We start from the raw sequence: 18546 nt of genomic DNA, 5'->3' as shown, positions 1-18546 counted from the left end.
CCTCTTGCGGATCCAAATTGACCCGCAGCACGGTGATCGCATGCCAGCCGATGAATCGGGCGGCGCTGTCGGTGACAGCGATACCGGCCGGTTGGGGGTGAATGAGCGGTTGGTTGCCGTTGTAGAAGGGGTGATAGCTGGCATAAAAATGACGCAGGAACTCGTCGAGTTCGGTCAGTTTGCCGGTTGGCACGTCCACGTTGATACGGAACCCGCGGCCCGACCACCAGCCGTGGAACTCCGGGTTGACCCAGCGGTGCGGGTCGCCTTCGCGGTCGGCGCACCGCCTCCCCATCTCCGCGTAGATGCGGTCGAGGTGCGGCACGACGAGCAGCGATACCGGGTCGAGGTCGACTGGCAGCACGGTCGCAACACCGGACGCACTGTCGCGAGACGATATCGGTTGCCCTTCGAAATGCATGACGATCTCGTCGTCTCGTGCCGCCCACACCAGGGTTTGGAGCAGGTAGTCCGGATCGTTGTACGCCCACATAGACAGCGCCCTCGCCGACTGGCACGTCGGGTTGTCGCCTTGTCCCACTCCCAGCGGCAAGCCCAGGATCGACAGCATTCCGGACAACAGCCAAGCCCGAGCGTCCAGCGTCGGCCCGAAGGCCTGGGTCAGGCGTTGCCGCGAATACGCCGACAGTGGTTGCGCCAGTTGGCGCCACATGGCTGGGGCGACGGCCGGTTGATAGAGAATGCCCCGTTCCAGCATCAACGCGAGACCGTAGATGCATTGGGCGGTCTCGATATGGACCGCATTGTCGATGAGGCTGCGCACCAGGTCGTGGTAGCAGAGCAGGCAGTCGCGGCCGGTGCTGGACAGCCCCAGGGCTTCCCCGATCAGGTACTCCCCTTTTTCGAGCAGGTACCGCAGCAGTACGGCGTGGTACGGCGAGACCAGTCCGGTGTCGTGCATTGCGCGCGCGAATCCGGCCGCTTCGTACTGGAGGCCGCTGCTGTCCATTGCTTCCAGGCGACTGTGGTAGACATCGACGCCCGGGTCTTCCCGGCAGGCATCCGTTGTGCCGAAAAGACTGCTGATCAGACGATCAGCGCCGACCCCGCTGGCGCCCGGTTCGATGTTCGGACTGTTCCTGTATACGGCGATCTGTGTGATCATCTGCTTGACCTGATCGACCTGTATGGGCCGCTGCCGCAGGATCCGCCAGATCTCCTCCACGAGGTGTTCGAGGATGTTGTCGTACCCGACACCCTGTCCCAGATGACGGAACAGTGCCCGGGTCGCCTGCGCCATGCGTCCCTGTTGTTCACGCTCCGCTTCGCTGGGGGGCGTCAATAACAGCGACATGTTGACGGCCAGGACTTGCGAAAGATGGTGCCTGGCTTGCTCGGCAGAGATCAACGGGTGCGCATACTCGCCCTTGGCGACGGCCAGTAGGCGCAATTCGTTGACGGCCTCCAGTACCACCGTGTCCGCATTGGCGCTGCTCAATGCTCCGATGCTGAGCGCCGGGATGAGAATCTGTGGTTCGGCCCAGTCGGTGCCGACGAACAGACCCGCTTCGTCCAGGTCCGCCGCGCGCGCCTGCACCGCTGCGGCGCCCCCCGGCTGCAACAGAACCAGACGCAGGGCGTCCAGCACCGGGCGTAGCTTGACGTGTTTACCGAAATCGCGGGTCACTGCCAACGATCGGGTGGCATCGTCGAGCCCGGCCAGACGTTTCTCCAACGTCGTGCTGTCGGTATTCGTATCGCTGCTGGTCGATTTCAACCGGGGATCCTCACGTATGAACGGACCTGCTCGACTCAAACGTAGAAGTCGAGTTCTTCCTGTTTCTTCAGTAGATCACGCATCTCGTAGGGATCGTCACCGAAGAAGTGGAGGAGTCCCCAGTGCGTGCCGAATGCAGTTCGCTTGGTGACCGTCTCTTCCAATGGCGCTGTGAGCTCGTGGGATTCGAAATAGATGTGGTCCTCGGTCTCCTCTGGCATACACAGTTGGCTGACGACGCGTCGTCGTGGATAGACACCGAAGCAGCCGGCATGCCCCTTGGCGTCCACCACTTCCTTCGGGAAGAAGTCCTCGATTTCTTCTTCCGTCGTTTTGGGATCGAATGCAAGCACCAGGCCCTGATATGCGTTGAACCCGTAGGCACGTTCCAGCAACTCGAACACCTTGAAGCCCGGCGGACGGTACGCGACCTCTCCGAAGTACATCTCTCCGTCGCTGGTGACGAAGTACTCGGGATGAACGAACCCGAATTCGATGTCGAAGGTCTTGATCAGTTTCTCGATCTGACGAGTGATCTCCGGACGGTACTTCTCCAACTCCGGTGTGGCCGGGACGAACACGGAGTACCCGAGGGTCACGTACTCCGAGATGTTGAGGAAGCGGATCTTTCCGTTGTGAATCCATGCCTCGACTGCGAACTCCCACCCGTCCAGATGAGACTCCATCAAGACCGGGAACTCCTCGTCCGGGATGGTGTCGACCTCGTCCGGTGTGCGGATAACCCGGTGCCCGAGACTGCCGGCCTTGTCGAAGGCTTTGAGATGGATCGGATCGTTCGGGTCGCCGTCCAACTTGAGCAATGTCTGGTTGACTCGCTTGAGGAATCGGATGACGTCGTCGCGTTCGTGGGCTTCCTCGAAGATTCCCACGCGGATGCCGCCGAGTTGGGCGCGACGTTTCATCAAGGCCTTGTCGCGCAGCAGCAGAGACTGGCCGAAGAGTCGCGGATTGTCGAGAAGAACGGAGTTGATCGCGCCCGCCCACTCGACGGTCTCCTCGAACAGTGGGATCGCGACGTCGACACCTTTCTCCTTCAGCGTCTCGGCGATCYCCATGGAACGATCGTTCAATCGCTCAAAATTCCACGGCACATACGGAATTCCGTGTTCCTTGCAATAATCTTCGGCCCAATCGGGCGCGACGACGAGATATCGCCTGTCGAAACGGTCAACAGCTTCGATAGCATTCAAACTCCAACCCAGAAGGGCGACATACCCTTTCTCTGGGTTTCTGGTTTTCGATTCGGGCTTCGATACCGACAACTCTCTGCTCCTCTCGAAAGGCATTCGGAACGCATGAGCGGGCAGACGGAATTCGGGCGTGGCCGCAGCGTCGTTGACAGCGCGGTAACGCTCGATTGCGTCGATCTTCACCGCATCCATGCAGTGAAGGCTACCTGCAGGCGGTTGTCGGCCCGTTCCCACACCGGTTCAGTGCCGTCTCACACCGGCCTGACCAGCCGAGACGTTGTTTGGGTTGTTTCAGATCGATGCATGGGGTGTGCTCGGTGAGAGGGGTATCGATGCGGCGGTGTCGGTGTGTGTGGTCACTGCATGGCAGCATGCGGTGACGACGTTGTGGTGTAAGGCACCACCTGGTTGCCGCCGATGCGTCCGTTTTCCAACGGCCGAGGACGTTTCCGCTCTCGTCGAAGACGAACACCAGGGTCCGACCACGGAAGGTTTCGACCGCGCGGTCGCCGAGCGACACGGTTCCTACTGCATTCGAGGCCAGTGTTTCGATGTTCGCGTCCGTGTACTGCGGTGCGCTGCAGGAGGCAGCGGCCATCATCACCGCCACCAACGCCGCAACGTGGGCCGCAGAACGCTCGACGGGGTCTGTTGCACCTGCGTATCAGAGTGTTCCGACTGAGTGAGGACATCCTCGGCACGGGTTCGTGAGGGGCCCAGAGGAAGCGATGTCACTGATGGTGATGAAGGCATACAAGGCAGGGTTCAAGGCCGATGCCGTCGGGGCTGTACCTATCCGACCCGAGCGACACCCTTCAAGGGCATCGGCGGCGACCTGGGCGTGAGCCGCGAGACCGTACGCAACTGGGTCTGGGCCGGGCGCACAACGGACCGGCGCGTCCGGGGACGCCCACCGATCCCAGAAGCCGGCGTCGGCCGGCGAGGGATCGTGTTCGGGGAAACGGATCAGGCTACGAAAATGTACAACGGGGTGCAGGAAACGATGCACCGACTCGCAGTGCGGCCGAGAGGGACGCGTTACCCGAGAACCAGTCCGACTCGGAATAGATCAGGCCCACAATGTCTGCACCACCCCCGCCGATGCCGGCTGCAATGCCCATGCCCATGCCCATGCCCATACTCGGTGTCGCAACCGAGCCGCGCAGGCGTAGTCGATCATCGGAGCGGACGGGTCGACGCCACAATCTGCCAGTAGAGCCCGGCCGTTTCGGCGAGCGAGCCCAGCGAATCATCCCGGCCCGCAACCAATATCGAGTCCGTAATCACCGGGTCGTGGCTTTCCGTCGCGCGCGGTGTATCGGCTTCGCCCCGGAGCCGGCCGCATGACGAGTTTTCCTCGGCCGCAGCCTCATCACCTCTCATACCGGACACGGTAAGCCTGAAAATTCAGTTTCGAACAACACCCACGGCGCAAGAGACGTCAGGCGCGGCTCAGGCATGCCCGACAGATCATGCGCTGAGATCGACGTAGCGCCTTCTGGACCTCATCCGCGTCATTCATGTAATCGACTGACTGCTAGCGTAATTCGTGCATGATGTTTGACGCCTCCCAGTACCGGCCACGACGCGGCTGCCGCCGATCATTCTCCCCGGTGCCTGCCGGGCGTCCGCACGCCCGAACCCGGGTTCGGGTTCGGGTTCGGGGCGGAGCGGTAGGAGCCCGGATCGATCGTCAGGTCTTCCGTGTCGGCAAAAACCAGCCGCCCGTCGTCGAGCGCGACCGCCCACCGATGCACCGGCGCCCACTCGTGCCCACCGCCGCCCGGGTCGGTCACCGCCGCATAATCCTCGACAACGTCACCGGTGAGATCGGCCCCGGCGCTCCTGCGGACCAACACCCGGACACCGACCGTCAACTCCGGGCCACCGACCGGCCGATTGCCACTGTTTCGGGCCATATTGATGCACCTCTTCGCTCGGCGACACTCCCGAGATCGAGCATAAGGACCGACCGGCCCGGTACGCGACCCGACCTGCACGAACACCGCCCGCGCACGGACAGCTGCAGCAGCCGCCGTTACGGTGCCGTCGGCGGCAACCCAGATGCGCCCAACACACAACCGACGCGCTGCGTTCGCACGACAGCAACCGGCGCAGCCCGCCAGTCGGTTGCGCGAACGCGGTGACATCGCCGGAGACGAGGTCGGCGGCCGCTACCTGCACCCCAGCTTCCCATTCGCGCGGCGACCGCGAAGGTGCAGCCACCGGTCGCAGGCCGAGCACGACATGACGCTGACGACGGACTCGGCCACCGCCACGCGCGGCAACGCCGCCGTCGGCCTGGACCTGCGCGAGACGGCCGGCGGCAGCCGCCCCTTCCTCAGCACGCCGGACTCGAACGCGCGCTCCCCCACACCGCAAGACCGACTGCGGCTGCCACTGAGCAACACACCCGACGAACTCGCTCAGCGCCAGCAAAGCACGCCCAGCGAACTCATAGGCAAGGCAGTCGAGAACTACATCCCCAATGCGCTCCGCCTGAACACCCCCGGTGAGGCTCCTCAGGCTCACGGAGCAACCGTGGAAAAACACCGCCTTTCGATTTCGTCGCACAATCGAAGGGAGGGGAAGCAGAGATCCTGCTGGAGGTGACCATGCGTCGAGAGGAACCGGCACCGGTGCCCGTGGCCGCGCCGATCCGGTGGTGGCGGCTGCGCCCGTGGAGCCGCAACCACCTGATGCGCCCCAGCGACCGCCTCGAGGCCACCATCGTGTTGCTCACCGCGGCCGTAGTTCTGCTACTGATCCCCGTTGCCGGCGCCTTCGGCACCGCGACCCATACCCGGCTCGAACATCAAACCCACACGCTGAGCGCCGGCGTCCACCACGTACCCGCAGTCCTGCTCGAGGACACCTATCCCGTACCCGACACCCCCGAATATTCGATCCGCCCCGTCGGCACCCAGAACACCGCCCGCGCCCGCTGGACCACACCGAACGGGGAACGCACCGCCGCCGTCCCCACCGACACGCCCGCGCAGGCCGGCCAGACCATCACCATCAGCGTCAACGCCGACGGAAACCTCACCGGCCCCATCCCCGACAGTCGCGAAAACACCGCCCTCGCCGTGACCGCCGCCTGCGGCCTCTGGGCACTTACCGCCGGCGCCGTCCTGCTGATTGCAGCCCTCGCACAGCGACTGTTCCACCGAAACCGGTTGCGGCGCTGGGCACAGGAGTGGAAACAGTTCGACAGGCCACCGAGATAGCCTCGAGCGACGTCGCGTACTCCATCCCCTGTCGGGCGGACTGCCCCCGCATTCCACGGGCGGTCAAGGCCGGAGACACCGACCGGCTCCCGGTTGTGCCGACGCGATGGTCAAGCGCCGTTGCGTACAAGTCACATGGAACGAACTGTCATCACAACCCCCCGCATGGCGCGCAGATCAGCTCGGGACCCGCGGCGACCGTGCGAGACTGCTCAGCCCGTCGAGAACCTGATCGAGCGGTGGTCGGACTACGGACATCATCGCCCTCCGACGCCCAGAGACGACCACGAACGAACGCGAGCATCGCGAGTTCACGCTCGAGGTCGACTGCAGCCCGGTCGCTCACGAGTCTCATCCTGCCCCGAGCAGGGGCCTTGAGAATTGTGCGCCGACCGGCGACGTCGAGACAGCCGCTAACCGCGCGGCCACATCCCTCACAAAAAGGGGACATTCCCTCCCCGCTGGTCAACGGAGCATTCTTCACAGGCAAGTCGTGGGCGGTCGAATCACCGATCGCCCACACCACAAGCGCCGCGGCGACGACGACCAGACACACCGTATTCAGAACTCGAGCTCCATCTTCGGCGAATCGTGGACCGCCGATCAAGGCCGTTGCCGTGCCGTCCGCATCGGTGCCGATGCCGAGCGCGCGGCCAAAACCGTATTGGCGCAGAACATGATCGAACGCACGCTCGACGAGGAAATGCCGTTCTCGTAGCTCACCGCGGACAAGGCCGACGGTCAGATGAAGTCCCTGCGAACCTGGCTTGAGGAACAAGAAGTGTCGTACGTGCCGGCCACCAGCCTGGGCGACGACGTGTTAACCCCGACGGGCGCAACGGCCGGGCGAAGAGACGATCGCCGCCCCGCCGAGGCAACGCCCCCGAATCTTCGCAGCGCGAGTATTCCCATGTGCGGGAGCCGATTTCCATCGCCTGGACGCCCGGACGTGGCCACTGGCTGCCTGCGAAACGCCGTCTAGTTCGGCGACCTCGTAGACCGTGACCGCAAGGCCCTAAGCCGCCACGAGGGCACGAGTCGCTGCGTCGGATGTAAGGCCGCCGCGAGAGGCGCCGCGACACCCCTCGGCGCGCAGCCACGCGACGAGAGGCACCTCTCGCTGAGGGCAGCCCCGCGTTCTCCCGACTCGACGACACACACAATTCGGATCTCAAAGTTTCGAGTTACCGAATCGAGATAGGTCAGCATCCGGATCAGAAAATGATCTTGAACGGTCGGCCCATCCGCACGGAAAATGACATTCACGGCATTTCCCGAGGAACCGAGCGCGGCGCAGACAACCCGAAGCTCCAGTGCAGCGAAAGGGGGGCCGCAGGTAAACTCAGGCCCCCTTTCTGCCACCGCAGCGCCAGTTCACTTACTGGCCAGCGCTACTAGCCGCTGAGTGACCCAGCAGAACCCGAGAAGAAGTCGAGGACGCCGAGAAGGGTGGAGACGTTCGAGAAGAAGTCGGCCAAGAAAGCAAGGTCCATCTTTGTAACTCCAGTTCGATTGTTCAGAGAATCGTGACACACAGCACACGATGTGAATATTTATACCGGTCCGATAACAATTCCGCAACGACAAGTTTGCGGTCAACCAGCAGCGAGTGAAATCCGGCCCACACCGAGGAGAGGGCACATCGCGGTCCAGTCCGCGGTGGGGGTGGTGGAGACTCCGATCGATGGTCAAGCCCTCGGTGTCGGCAAAGACCAACCGGTGCATCGTCGACCGCGACCGCCCACCGATGCACCGGCGCCCACTCGTGCCCACCACCACCGGGTCCGGCTCACTGCCGCATGGTCCTCGATGATTTCCCCGATGACATCGGCCGCGGCGCTCCTGCGGACCAGCACCCGGCACGCGATCGGACCTGCACGAACACCGACCCGGCAGTCATCCCATCCTTGTTCCGGCCGCGGTCGCCAGCCAGCGTGCGGATGGCGCACTTGCCGGTCTGCAGCAAGCACGTGCAGTCGTTCCGGCGCGCTGAGCGCACTAATCCTGACCGCCGGGCGATCCGGTGACGGGAACATCGGTGCGGGCCGCCCGGATCCGCATCATGCCGGAGTGCCGGGCGGTCGGCATGATCCCCGGCAACAGGAACCCCCACATCTCGTCCACCCGCTGCTCGAGATCCACGCGATGGGTCAGGACCTGAGACAGGGTCTGGACCCCGGTGAACGCACCGATGACGAACCGCGCGAACGTCGGCGGGTCGATAGTGTCGACAAGGTCGCCCTCGGCGACCGCGCGGGCCGCCAACGCTTGACAGGCGGCGATCCAATCCCAGTACGGGCCCGCGGGGCCACGGTCGTCGGCGCTGAGCTCGAGGGTGATGCGGATCCCGGCCCGCACGATCGGATCCTGCACGATCTGCCGGGCCATCTCGTGGCAGAGCATCACGATTTGCTCGATCGCCGACGCCTCCTGCGCGGCGATGGCCTGCACCGCGGAGATGGAGATCCGGTGCTGCTCGGCGATGATGTGCCGGGCCAAGTCCTCCTTGGACCGGAAATGAAAATACAACGCCCCCTTCGTCATGCCCGCCGCCTCGAGGATCTCGACGAGACTGGCGCCCTCGAACCCGGACTTGTCGAACATTTCCGCTGCCCCGCGGACGATCTGCGCCCGGGTCACCGCCGCCCGTTGCTGTTGCACCATGTACCGCACCTTCCGTGCCCTTCGCCGCTGCAGCCCGATGACTTTCGATCGCACCCCTTGCAGCCTGCGCGACGCTACCACCGGCACCGGTGCGCCTCACCTCTGGAAAACCCCGCGTCCACCTGCACAGCCGCCGACACCCGCTCACACGAAGAACAGACCACCTTGCCACTTCTTCGGTGGGCTCCGCCCGGTCAGCTCCAGCGCCGTCGCTGCTCGGGTGTGTCGCTATCGGCGGTCGCGGCACTGCTCGGCGATCTCGTCGGCGTCCCGTGCCAGCCAAGCCAGCTCGCCCACCGACCGATCTTCGGGCAAGAGCAGATCCGCCCATCGGCTCTGCGGCCCGCGGACGCACACCAACGCCAACCCGGAATCGGACAACGTCTGCCACAGCTGCTCACTCGCGGACGACCCCATGCCACCCATTCAACCGCACCACACCGCACTGACACGAGGTCCAGACCGGCCCTTCCGACCTCGCACACCCGCACCCACCACCGGGCGCTGCGCACCACGCGCCGACGATCTCTCATTCCCCGGGCGGGCAGAGTTCGGCACCAGGCGAGTCGATCGGTCAGGCACCGAATTCGTCCTGCCAGAACCAACACCCGCACTCGGATGCGCGATGCCGACGCAGACGTGCTTGCAACCGACGGCCGCCAGCCGCAAGTGTGGCCCACCGAGAAAGGCATGTGACATAGGTCACGCTCGGGCGATTGGGGTGGGTGGCGGATCTACCATTTCCTCGCACCGGAACACGAGGGAGCAGGTCACCAAACCAGCACGGCGACAGCCAAACCTGAACTGGCAGCAGCGATTGATGCACACACCGTTCCGCCGAGCTCCGTCGATCCGGTCGATAAATTCACACGCCCGCAGCACATCCGAGGAGACATCAGCGACGCCCACCACCCAGGCACACCAACGCGGATCCGCACCGCCCGACCGTTGCGCGCCTCCTCCCGGACGCGCACCGTGACGAGCGCCGTCAGGCTTCACGCGGCGGGTACCTATTGTATGTCCCGGCGAGGCCCGGCCGGAGCGGACTACACTCCGACCGGGCCGCTTCGGCTCACCTGCGCGTGACTGCGTCTCGGGCGGCCTCCGGCGCGTATGTCACAGCGGTCGAAATGGTTTCAGATTACGTTGATCCTTCAGGTGCAGGCTCGGCATCGAGGGCTCAGTCCGCCCCGCACCGACGCGCGCACTCCCGGCTTACGTCGTCGGCTTCACCCGACGCAGATCAGGACACCCACGACCGCTACTGCGACCAGCGAGGCGCCGCCGCAGATCAACCACGCCCGCGTCGCCAGCTGCCGCCACCGATCGCACCGCTCGTCCACATCCGCGACAGCTACCGAGCCCCCCGGATTCGAGTGGGACGCCCGGGACTCCGCAAGGCGGCGGACCTTCGCGTCCGCTCGTGCCGCCACACCGAACGAGACGGGCACCACCAGAAGTGTCACCACCAGCAGAGCAACCATGAGACCTACGCCCGTCCCGAACATCAACGTCCCTTCCACAGCAAACAGGGCCCGTCACGGGTATCGCGCGTTGTTCACCGGTTACGCGGAGCCACGGGCACAACCACGCCCCTGTCAGCTCTATCGCCGAACTGCCACCGAGTGTTTCACCCGCCGGCATCGGCGCAGGACCAGGAGTGGTAGCGGGCCTATACGCCGGGCATCGGGAACTTCCACACTGCCACCACGACCACGCCCATGATGAGCCCGGCGTACAGAACAGTGCCAACCACACCGACCCGCAACGTATTCAGCAGATTTGTACCCAAGTTTTCGGCGATCCGTGCCATGACAACTCTTCTCTCACGTGCAGATAATTCTCGACTGCCACGTCGACGACGCGCACCAGCCACTTTGGACCGACTTCGACACCTGCACATTGGCCGAACTACCTACACCCATACCCGAAATTAGGTCTGGAGCTTTGGGTCTCGAACTAGGGTTGCAACCGAACGCCCCCGAGCACCAGCCTTCTCCCACAAATTCGCCTGTGTTCTACATCACATGGTCGGCATCCGAACCATGCCTGGCCAAGCATTTCGCGACACCAGCACAAATCGTGCGAGGTTTTCCAACCAGCCCACCAGCAGTGGACCGACCGGGCCGTCGGGCGTTCGCGTCCACGGCAGTGAGCGGCTCGCCACACATACTCATTGCACAGAACAGCTACGACTACGCCCGGACACGCTGCAGCACAGAACAACCAGTGGACGATACAAGCTTGTCGCTCGATCACTCGATGCCGAAGTCCGCCGGCACTGTTGTGGCGAAGCAGAACTCATCGGGTCCGGCGGCACCACCCCCGTCGCCGGCTCGCGCCGACCCTGACCGAGAGACTGCCGCCGGATCGCACACAGTGAAAGAAGACATGAAATCGCACTTACTGGTCGGTAATCCGGAGGTGCGAAAATTGTGCAATGGCATGGATCACACTCCCTGGACTTCCATGCTCCGGCTCACGAAGATCAATTGTGCGCTGCTCGTTCCTACGTGCAGACTGTCCGTGTAGCGCCCCTGCCAGCTGATCTACATCGTTGGCGGGGGCTGCGCTTGGCTGCGCCACAACACATCAAGCGTGTCACCGCCGCTGTTCGCACCTGTTGACGCGGCGGCCCACGGCTCACGTGTCACCCTCGGAGCGAGTCGCCTCTCGCCCCAGTCTCGTTCGCCTATTTCCATGCATATTCTCGTCGCCCCTTCACACGAATTGGGCAGACGGTTTCGATTCGTACTCCGGCGGTGGTGACGGCGGGGTGGGTGTGTGCGGCCGTGTCATCGGCCAACATCCAGGCGAGGTGTTCTCGGCCGATGTTGCACGCCATCGACATCCGGGTTCGCGGCGAGGATCGCGGCGACCGACGACGAGCGTGAAGATACCCCGAGGGGTCGCACGTGGACGACCATGCCCGCGTGATCCGGGACGCCCGGACCCGGTCAGATCCACGACCCAGGCCATGCGGATCCTGACCCTACGGACAACCCCGGGCACGAAAACAGGTATGACTATCGGTCGTTCTACCGTCGTCGGATGAACCTCACGCGAGGAGCCTGGGAGTCGAACAACCCCCGAACCCTGCAAGTCGAGGCCCCCGATGCACAATCAGCTCCACCGCGATCAGCTCCCACCACTCCCCCTCATCGCACGCGACTTCATCACCATCCGCCACTGCGATCAGTGCCACACCATGCTCGGCGCCGACGCGTCCACGTGCTCGTCGTGCCGCAGCACCGAACTGAGCAAGGTTCCCTCGTCCGGAACGCCGCGATCGTGGCGTGGACCGTCATCGAGCTGTCCCCAGTTGGACGGCACCGACTTCACCCCAGTCACGGGCGCGATCGTCGCGCTCGATCGATCGGACCGTCGGATGTACGCCCGGGTCGACGACTCCCTCGCACCGGGTGCCCAGGAGCAAGATCCGCGTCCGCAATGACCGGATGATTGCGGGCGAGCCGAATCCGCTGTTGGTGCGGTTCTATTCGTCGCCAATCCCACGACCGATCCGCGTGGGCTGCCGCCGACCGCACCGTTCTTCCGAACCATCCCTGTGCCCTGACGGCCTTGTCGAAGGCCGAGCCTGACGTCAATGGCGGCCGGCGGGACGGAGTCCCGCTGCTTCCGGACCCCGACAGTCAGCCGTGAAGAAGTCGTCACGTCGAGCCCAGCTCGGCCACCAGAAAGAGCGGCTTACAGATAGCTCCTCGGTGCCGCGAAGAAGAGAGAACACATTGAGAAGGCTTTACGGGTATGTTGCGTGTCTCGCAGTCACCCTCGGCGCATTCCTTGTCAACGCGCCGGCGGCATCAGCCACCGGTCTCGTGTCCAACGGCATCGCATGGACCGACGACCTGAACCCGGTGCCGCACCCGCCCGGCATCATCGAGTTCTGCACGATGGGCGTCGTCGGTACCGACTCGCTCGGCAACAAGATCGGCATCTCCGCCGCCCACTGCGTCGACGGCACACCCGACGGTGCACCCGTCTACCGCTATGCGCCGACCGGACCGCGGGAACACATCGGCAACATCGCGTACCGCAGTCCCGGCGGCGGGACCGGCGTCGACTGGGTGGTCCTCTACCTCAACGCTGACGCGGTACTCACATCGAATGGTCCCAGTGCCCGCGTCGACGGAATCGGCTCCCCCAACCCGATCGGTCCCCACTGCAAGGACGGGGCCGGCACCGGCCTCCACTGCGGGTCAATCACCGCGCAGAACACCACACGCTTCTACAGCAACGCCCAATCAGGCGGTGGCGACTCCGGTGGACCCGTACTTCAGAACAACACCGAGATCGTGGGCATGGTCCGCGGATTCGACACCGCGCTGTTCGCGTTCGAGTACATCAAGTTCACTGCCGTCCTCGACGGCATCAACGCCCAACCCAACCCCGTCGGGAAAGGCTTCATCGTCACCAACAACTGATATCGACGCAGACTTGCCACGAGGACAGCAGGAGGTGGACATCCAGGACCGTCAGCGGGCTACCAGATCTGCTGCACAATCAGCCACAGCCACTCTCGGACAGGTTGGGGAAACGGACTGTAATACAGCCACCAATTGTCCATTGGACATCCTTCCGCGTGGGCGCCCCGGCGGTCCGTCGATCATACGTCCGACATCCCGACAACGACGATGTCGAATATGCACACACGCTCGAGTTCGACAGGCAGGAGTTCGTGCCGGTGTTCAGCGGCGGCGTCCGTCTGCACCGCAGGTCCGGCCGGCGCGTTCGTGCCTCAGGTCGAATGGCAATCGACATCCGCGTTTCCATGTCGGTTTCCGGTTGTCGTGTCTGTAGTTCGCCTGACCTCGATGACCAGTCGACAGCCGAAACCCCACATGGCCGGCCGTTACTTCCCTTCGTGCAGGGTGATCAGTCCTTCTCTGCGGGTGACACCGGTGTTCTACGACGTCGGCGCACCCCGATCCACAAGTTCGCGGGCGGAAAACTACTAACGGCCATCCGCTGGCCCGGGCCAGAGCTTGGCAGGCGTACAGGGACCACCGAAGATGGTGGTTGCAATAGTGCCGACGGGCCAGACCGGGCAGCCTGCCATTCATCGGCAGATGCTCGACAGGTATGGGGACAACCTTCGACGGGCCGAGTCCGTGGCCGCACATCACCCGCGATCCGCACGCGCGGAACCCGCCGCGCCGCGATCGCCCACCTCGGCCAGGACGCCCCCACCCTGCTACCGCTGCGCGCCGGGGACGTCCTCGTCGTCAACGCCGCCCGCGCCGCCGTCCGCGCACACCTGACCTCCCCGATCGCGCTCGCCTACTACGTCGCGCCGGGGTGCGGGTGCTGTCGTCACCGAACCTGCACGCCAACGTCATCACCACCGACCGGCGGGCGGTCATCGGCTCCCACAGCTCCACCATCGCGGATGAGGCCGTGGTCATCACCGACGATCCCGACATCGCCACCTCCGTGCGGGCCTTCATCGACGGCATCGAGGGAATCACCGAGGTCGACCAGCCGTTCCTCGACAACGCCACCGCGCAATGGCAGATCGGGCGGGCGGTGCCGATCCCCGGCGTCAGCGGCCGCGGGCAAGCCGATCCCGGCTTCCTGCCCGCCAATGTCGCCCGAATGTTTCTGCGGCACATCGCCGAATACGAACCCAGTCCCACCGAACACCGCACCTGGGCCGCCCAGACCCGCCACCACCGCGCCCCGGCCGGGCCGGCCGCGAAATACCAGCTCGAATGGTTCCACCACGACAAGACCGACACCCGCCTCACGCATGGTGACGTCCCGGTCTTCGTCACCGCCGACAGCGAATGGATCCACCCACCGGCCGTGGTGGATTCCGAGGCGATCGCGATCCCCCACGCCCACGGCGCCATCGGTCATCTCCTGCGCAGCCGCACCGACCTCTCCCCATCCCGGTGCCGGAAGCCGAACAAACCCTCGCCGACCTCCGACACCCCAACCCCCGCCTACGAGCCGACCACCGGATCGCCTCCCCCAGCCTGCGGACCGCTCTGCTCCAGCTCTGGAACCTCTGACATATTGCCAATACTGGCTTTTACCAGCGGGAACGACATGTCCCCACATGATCAGCGCACCAACATCGCCGCGGATTTACTCCGGTGTGCATCGCCTGTCCAGCCTGGTGGCCCACGCAATCCCGTCCCCGCGCCGTCACAACCCGACATGGGCTGCGCCGGTATCTTCTCGTCATATCTGAATCAGGATGGAAGCGGACTTCGTTCATATGCCCGAATCACTCACCCGCCCGTGAAATCACCCCCAGCACCGGACTGGAGGCCGAATTGACTCATCAACCTGGGGAGATGACATGTCCCCATTGCGGCAGGGGCTGAGAAGAATTCAACGTGCAGGCTGGCACAGGCCTCAGGGTCGCGGTGCACGCCGTACGCCGCAGCGGTGTCAGTGCGCGTCTTGGAACGCCTGCTCGATGTCGGCCGGAATGCGCCCGCGCGAAGAGATTTCGTAGCCTGTTCGACCGCCCAGGCGCGGATCTCCTTGGAGTTCCCGCGCCGCCGCACCGGGGCGTCTGCGACGACGAAACGATCGGAGCGTCGTTTGCGGCCACCGACCCGGGTGGCGTGCTCGATGAAGAATCCGATCTGCTTGTGAAACTTGCTGGCGTGCTTGCCTTTCAGATCAATTTCGTAGCCCACCCCGTTGACGGAAAAGGTGATGCTCTCCCCGTCCTCACCGAAGACGGTTCCGTCGATGTCGTCGACCAGTTCGACAACTACCTTGCGCGCCACAGTTCCCCGATCTCTCACGTCTCGATACAGCAGGCAGAACCCTACTGGCGGCGGCCGATCGGGGGGACCGACCCAGGGGACGTGCCATTCCGCAGTTCAAGGGGTGCACCGGCGCTATCGGGTATGCAAGTTAGCGGTGAACCCGTAGCTCAGAGGCGGGCAGAGCGCGATCGAGGGCAGGAAGGTGGGCACCTCCGGTCCCCAGGCGTAGTGCACGTTGGCGGGGAATCCGAAGATCCAGCACACCATCTCCACTTGGTGGGTGTTCGCCGAACCCGGGGCACACGTCGACATCGCACCGAGGATGAACCGTTGCACGGTGCACCTCGGCGGGTCCGGCGATGGTGCCGCGTGTGCGGGTGCCACGGTCAGGGACAGGGCGGCGGCCACCGTGGACGCGACGAGGGCGAGGCGCAGATACCGTGACATGGGGTCCTCCGGTGGTGCGAGCCCGACCCCCGCCCATTCTCGCAGGTCAGGTGTCGCTGCCGCGGCCTGTCCGACGAATCTTCTCGCGGCGGGCATGCTTGGCCAGCAGGTGCTTCCGGTTGTTCTGGGCGCGGAACATCTCGTCGAGCATCCGGTTTTCGATGTTGTGATGGAAGCGGAGGATGCGTTTGGCCGCCAGATGCACCAATTCCTGACGGTCCGAGCCGAGCCGTTCGGCGAGGGCGTCGAGGTGCACGAGGAGTTCGTCGTCGAGGGCGACGTTGACCCGGACGGCGGGCGGTGGCGGTCGCAGGTCGTGCACCGGCGCAACGGTCTCCAGGTCGCCCGTGAGGTCGCCAGGGTTGTCCAGGAGCTGGCGCACCGCAACCCGCACCAACGCCGAGCTCAACCGGGTGCCGTGCCGGTCCGCGAGCCGCTCGATGTCGCGGCGTGCGGATGGGCGAATCGACACCTTGAACTTCTCGTCGAGCCCAACGGCGCCGGCCTCGCTGATCAGCGCCGACCGGTAGTTGCCAGGGGCGGCGAGGAAGCGGTGCACCGCGACCACGACCAGGTCCCGCGGCGACGCCTCGTAGCGGGCGGCCAGGGCGCGGAAGCGGGCCGCCGTCGGCGAGTCCAGTTTCAGGGTGACCGGGTCGTGCGGCAGAGACCGTGCCTGGGCGGCCACTCGGCGGGCCTGCGCGAGGTCGACATCGGCGTGCGGGGATCCGATCAGTCTGCGGATCCCGACGCGGAGCAGTGCGGAGAGCCGGCGGGGACCGTACTCGTCCGCTAGCTCCTCGAGGCGGCGTTTGGTGTCCTCGTCGAACCGGAAGACGTGCCGGCGCCCGAATGGGTTGCCTTGCGGGCTCGGCGCCTTGCGGACGGCGGGCGCGGCGGTGGCCTGGTCAGCGGCCTGCTGGCGGCGGATGTTTCGGGCGAGGAGTTTGGCCCGGTTGGCGTCGCCGCGGTAGATCTCCTCGGTCACCGCCTTCTCGAGGTCGTGCGGGTTCGCCAGAAGCTGGCGGGCGGCCAGGCGCATGAGTTCGGCGCGGTCGGAGTCGAGCCGACCGGCAAGGGCGTCGAGTTGGTCGCGTAGGTGGTCGTCGAAGTGCACGTTCGTGCGCGGGCCCAGGGTTTCCGGGGTCAGGTCGCGGGCGGCGCCGATCGTGGCTAGGTCGGCGGTGAGGTCTCCCGGGTCGTCGAGGAGTCGGCGTACCGCGACCCGGATCGCTGCGGCGGTGAGGGCGTCGCCGTTGCGGGCGGTGAGCTTCTCGAGGCGGACCAGCGTGGAGCGGTTGAGGTACACGCGGGTGCGGCAGGTCAGATCGGTGCGGGTGTCTTCGCGGAGCACCGGGTGGCGGAATCGGCCCGCCGCGGCGAGGAAGCGGTGCAGTGCGACGCGGACGATCGCGCTGCGGTCGGTGTGGAACTCGTGGGCGAGTTGGTTGAGGCGAGTGTTGGTGGCGGGGTCGAGGTCGAGGGGTCTTTCCGCCCACGTGATGCGGCGGGCGTCGGCGGAGGCCCGGCGGGCCTGGTTCAGGGCTTCGGGCACACGGTCGGGGTCGGCGAGAAGCCGTCCTGCGGCCACCCGCACCAGCGCCCCGAATCGGCGCGGGCCGATGCCGGCGGCCAGCTCCTCGAGGCGTTGTTTGGTGGTCGGATCGAACCGGACCGGGATCGGATCCCCCACCGGTACGCGGCCCATGTTTGTCTCGCTCATCACCGGCCATTGTTCCGGTACGTCCGGGGGCCTTGATTCGCACCCCACGGCGCCACCCGCCGCCACAATCGGTCACTGCGCCCTAGCGAGCCGGTTGCTGCGAAATGCGTTGCGCCCCAGCATCCGGGGGCTGGGGGGTCGCGGGAGTGTGCGACTCAGGAGAGGTTGAGCGGTGTGTACGGGGCCGGAGGCGGCGGGGTGTACTGGCTGACCGGGACGCCGCCGATGGTGCCGAACTGGTCGAGGTCCATGCGGAACACGATTCCGTGCTCGGGGTCCCATTCGTAGGTGCCGAAGCCGTTCTCGGTGTGCTGCGGCCGCACGGTGTCTGTGCGCTCGGCCTGGTTGTTGGCGCTGCTCGGCGCAGGTTCCGTCATGCCACGACTTTACAAGAGCGGGTTCACTGCTCGGTGTCGGCACGTGGTGAGGGGGTCTCCGCCAGGTGGGTGAGGGTCTCCCCCACTGCGGAGGCGAGTTCGTCATCGGTGGGGACGAGTTCCCTAACCGGTGCGGGCAGGGTGTCGTAGGTGTAGTCGGCGACCGCCAACGGTGCGGTTGTTCCAGCCAGGGAGTAGCGGACGACGTTGTCATTTCGTCCGGCGCACAGCAGAATCCCTATGGTCGGCGCGTGCTGGTTGTGGTCGCGCAAGTTGTCGTCGATCCAGGACACGTAGAAGCCGAGCTTGCCGACGTACTCGGGTTCGAACCGGCCAACCTTGAGCTCGACGACGACGAAGCGGGCCTGGATCCAGTTGAAGAACAGCAGGTCGATGTAGAAGTCGTC

The 18546-nt window shown here is 65.1% G+C and carries 17 protein-coding genes and 3 pseudogenes; 5 read left to right on the top strand and 15 right to left on the bottom strand.

From position 1 onward, the window contains the following. The 4 genes from AC1DWT_RS41925 to AC1DWT_RS41910 form a co-directional block, all read right to left on the bottom strand. The coding region (locus AC1DWT_RS41925; RefSeq protein ID WP_477925216.1) for a hypothetical protein at nucleotides 1-1738 on the bottom strand (1738 nt) is incomplete at its 3' end. A gap of 35 nt (nucleotides 1739-1773) precedes the next feature. Continuing rightward, nucleotides 1774-3045, bottom strand: coding sequence for an ATP-grasp domain-containing protein (locus tag AC1DWT_RS41920; protein ID WP_477925220.1), 1272 nt, complete (start codon nucleotides 3043-3045; stop codon nucleotides 1774-1776). 1080 nt (nucleotides 3046-4125) lie between these two features. Continuing rightward, entirely contained in the window at nucleotides 4126-4332 is a 207-nt protein-coding gene (locus tag AC1DWT_RS41915) for a hypothetical protein (RefSeq protein WP_477925214.1), read from the bottom strand. Nucleotides 4333-4550: 218 nt separating this feature from the next. Beyond that, the gene (locus AC1DWT_RS41910) at nucleotides 4551-4868 is read right to left on the bottom strand and encodes a hypothetical protein (protein WP_061045165.1); all 318 of its coding nucleotides are present in this window, start codon (nucleotides 4866-4868) and stop codon (nucleotides 4551-4553) included. A gap of 328 nt (nucleotides 4869-5196) precedes the next feature. Here AC1DWT_RS41910 and AC1DWT_RS41905 point away from each other — a divergent pair, with 328 nt between their 5' ends. The 3 genes from AC1DWT_RS41905 to AC1DWT_RS41895 all read left to right on the top strand — a co-directional run bounded on the left by AC1DWT_RS41905 (nucleotide 5197) and on the right by AC1DWT_RS41895 (nucleotide 6897). Then, nucleotides 5197-5562, top strand: a complete 366-nt coding sequence (locus AC1DWT_RS41905; protein WP_477925212.1) for a hypothetical protein — start codon at nucleotides 5197-5199, stop codon at nucleotides 5560-5562. Nucleotides 5563-5564: 2 nt separating this feature from the next. Next, nucleotides 5565-6179: an Rv1733c family protein gene (locus AC1DWT_RS41900; RefSeq protein WP_477925218.1), complete on the top strand. Its 615-nt coding sequence runs from the start codon at nucleotides 5565-5567 to the stop codon at nucleotides 6177-6179. A gap of 493 nt (nucleotides 6180-6672) precedes the next feature. Continuing rightward, complete coding sequence (locus AC1DWT_RS41895; protein WP_061045166.1) at nucleotides 6673-6897, top strand: hypothetical protein; 225 nt, start codon at nucleotides 6673-6675, stop codon at nucleotides 6895-6897. Between the two features lie 911 nt (nucleotides 6898-7808). On the opposite strand, the pseudogene AC1DWT_RS41890 reads toward AC1DWT_RS41895, so the two are convergent. The 6 genes and pseudogenes from AC1DWT_RS41890 to AC1DWT_RS41865 all read right to left on the bottom strand — a co-directional run. Further along, nucleotides 7809-8047, bottom strand: a pseudogene (locus AC1DWT_RS41890) (hypothetical protein); the annotation flags it as partial. 130 nt (nucleotides 8048-8177) lie between these two features. Then, the gene (locus AC1DWT_RS41885) at nucleotides 8178-8843 is read right to left on the bottom strand and encodes a ScbR family autoregulator-binding transcription factor (protein ID WP_477925209.1); all 666 of its coding nucleotides are present in this window, start codon (nucleotides 8841-8843) and stop codon (nucleotides 8178-8180) included. 228 nt (nucleotides 8844-9071) lie between these two features. Then, complete coding sequence (locus AC1DWT_RS41880; protein WP_477925207.1) at nucleotides 9072-9260, bottom strand: hypothetical protein; 189 nt, start codon at nucleotides 9258-9260, stop codon at nucleotides 9072-9074. A gap of 812 nt (nucleotides 9261-10072) precedes the next feature. Beyond that, nucleotides 10073-10351, bottom strand: a complete 279-nt coding sequence (locus AC1DWT_RS41875) for a hypothetical protein (RefSeq protein WP_477925205.1) — start codon at nucleotides 10349-10351, stop codon at nucleotides 10073-10075. Between the two features lie 164 nt (nucleotides 10352-10515). After that, on the bottom strand, nucleotides 10516-10656 hold the full coding sequence (locus AC1DWT_RS41870) for a hypothetical protein (protein WP_009476098.1): 141 nt from the start codon (nucleotides 10654-10656) through the stop codon (nucleotides 10516-10518). A 1382-nt stretch (nucleotides 10657-12038) separates the two neighbouring features. Next, nucleotides 12039-12194, bottom strand: a complete 156-nt coding sequence (locus AC1DWT_RS41865; protein ID WP_156517611.1) for a hypothetical protein — start codon at nucleotides 12192-12194, stop codon at nucleotides 12039-12041. A gap of 488 nt (nucleotides 12195-12682) precedes the next feature. Here AC1DWT_RS41865 and AC1DWT_RS41860 point away from each other — a divergent pair, with 488 nt between their 5' ends. Both AC1DWT_RS41860 and AC1DWT_RS41855 read left to right on the top strand, forming a co-directional pair. Then, on the top strand, nucleotides 12683-13288 hold the full coding sequence (locus AC1DWT_RS41860; protein ID WP_061045169.1) for a chymotrypsin family serine protease: 606 nt from the start codon (nucleotides 12683-12685) through the stop codon (nucleotides 13286-13288). A gap of 658 nt (nucleotides 13289-13946) precedes the next feature. Continuing rightward, a pseudogene (locus AC1DWT_RS41855) lies at nucleotides 13947-14878 on the top strand (phosphatidylserine/phosphatidylglycerophosphate/cardiolipin synthase family protein). Between the two features lie 385 nt (nucleotides 14879-15263). On the opposite strand, the pseudogene AC1DWT_RS41850 reads toward AC1DWT_RS41855, so the two are convergent. The 5 genes and pseudogenes from AC1DWT_RS41850 to AC1DWT_RS41830 form a co-directional block, all read right to left on the bottom strand. Beyond that, a pseudogene (locus tag AC1DWT_RS41850) lies at nucleotides 15264-15610 on the bottom strand (histone-like nucleoid-structuring protein Lsr2). Nucleotides 15611-15724: 114 nt separating this feature from the next. Next, nucleotides 15725-16039 carry a hypothetical protein gene (locus tag AC1DWT_RS41845; RefSeq protein WP_061043488.1) on the bottom strand — a complete coding sequence of 105 codons (315 nt, stop codon included), beginning with the start codon at nucleotides 16037-16039 and terminating at the stop codon, nucleotides 15725-15727. A 46-nt stretch (nucleotides 16040-16085) separates the two neighbouring features. Beyond that, the gene (locus tag AC1DWT_RS41840; RefSeq protein ID WP_477925201.1) at nucleotides 16086-17762 is read right to left on the bottom strand and encodes a ribbon-helix-helix domain-containing protein; all 1677 of its coding nucleotides are present in this window, start codon (nucleotides 17760-17762) and stop codon (nucleotides 16086-16088) included. 155 nt (nucleotides 17763-17917) lie between these two features. Next, a complete protein-coding gene (locus AC1DWT_RS41835) occupies nucleotides 17918-18139 on the bottom strand; it encodes a hypothetical protein (RefSeq protein WP_061043490.1) in 222 nt (73 codons plus the stop codon). A gap of 23 nt (nucleotides 18140-18162) precedes the next feature. Beyond that, a partial coding sequence (locus AC1DWT_RS41830) for a PDDEXK nuclease domain-containing protein (RefSeq protein WP_477925199.1) occupies nucleotides 18163-18546 on the bottom strand: 384 nt, incomplete at its 5' end.

The organism is Rhodococcus sp. P4_B6 (assembly GCF_056402215.1).
Note: the sequence above shows the minus strand (reverse complement) of the source record. Positions and strands in the feature narration are given on the sequence as shown.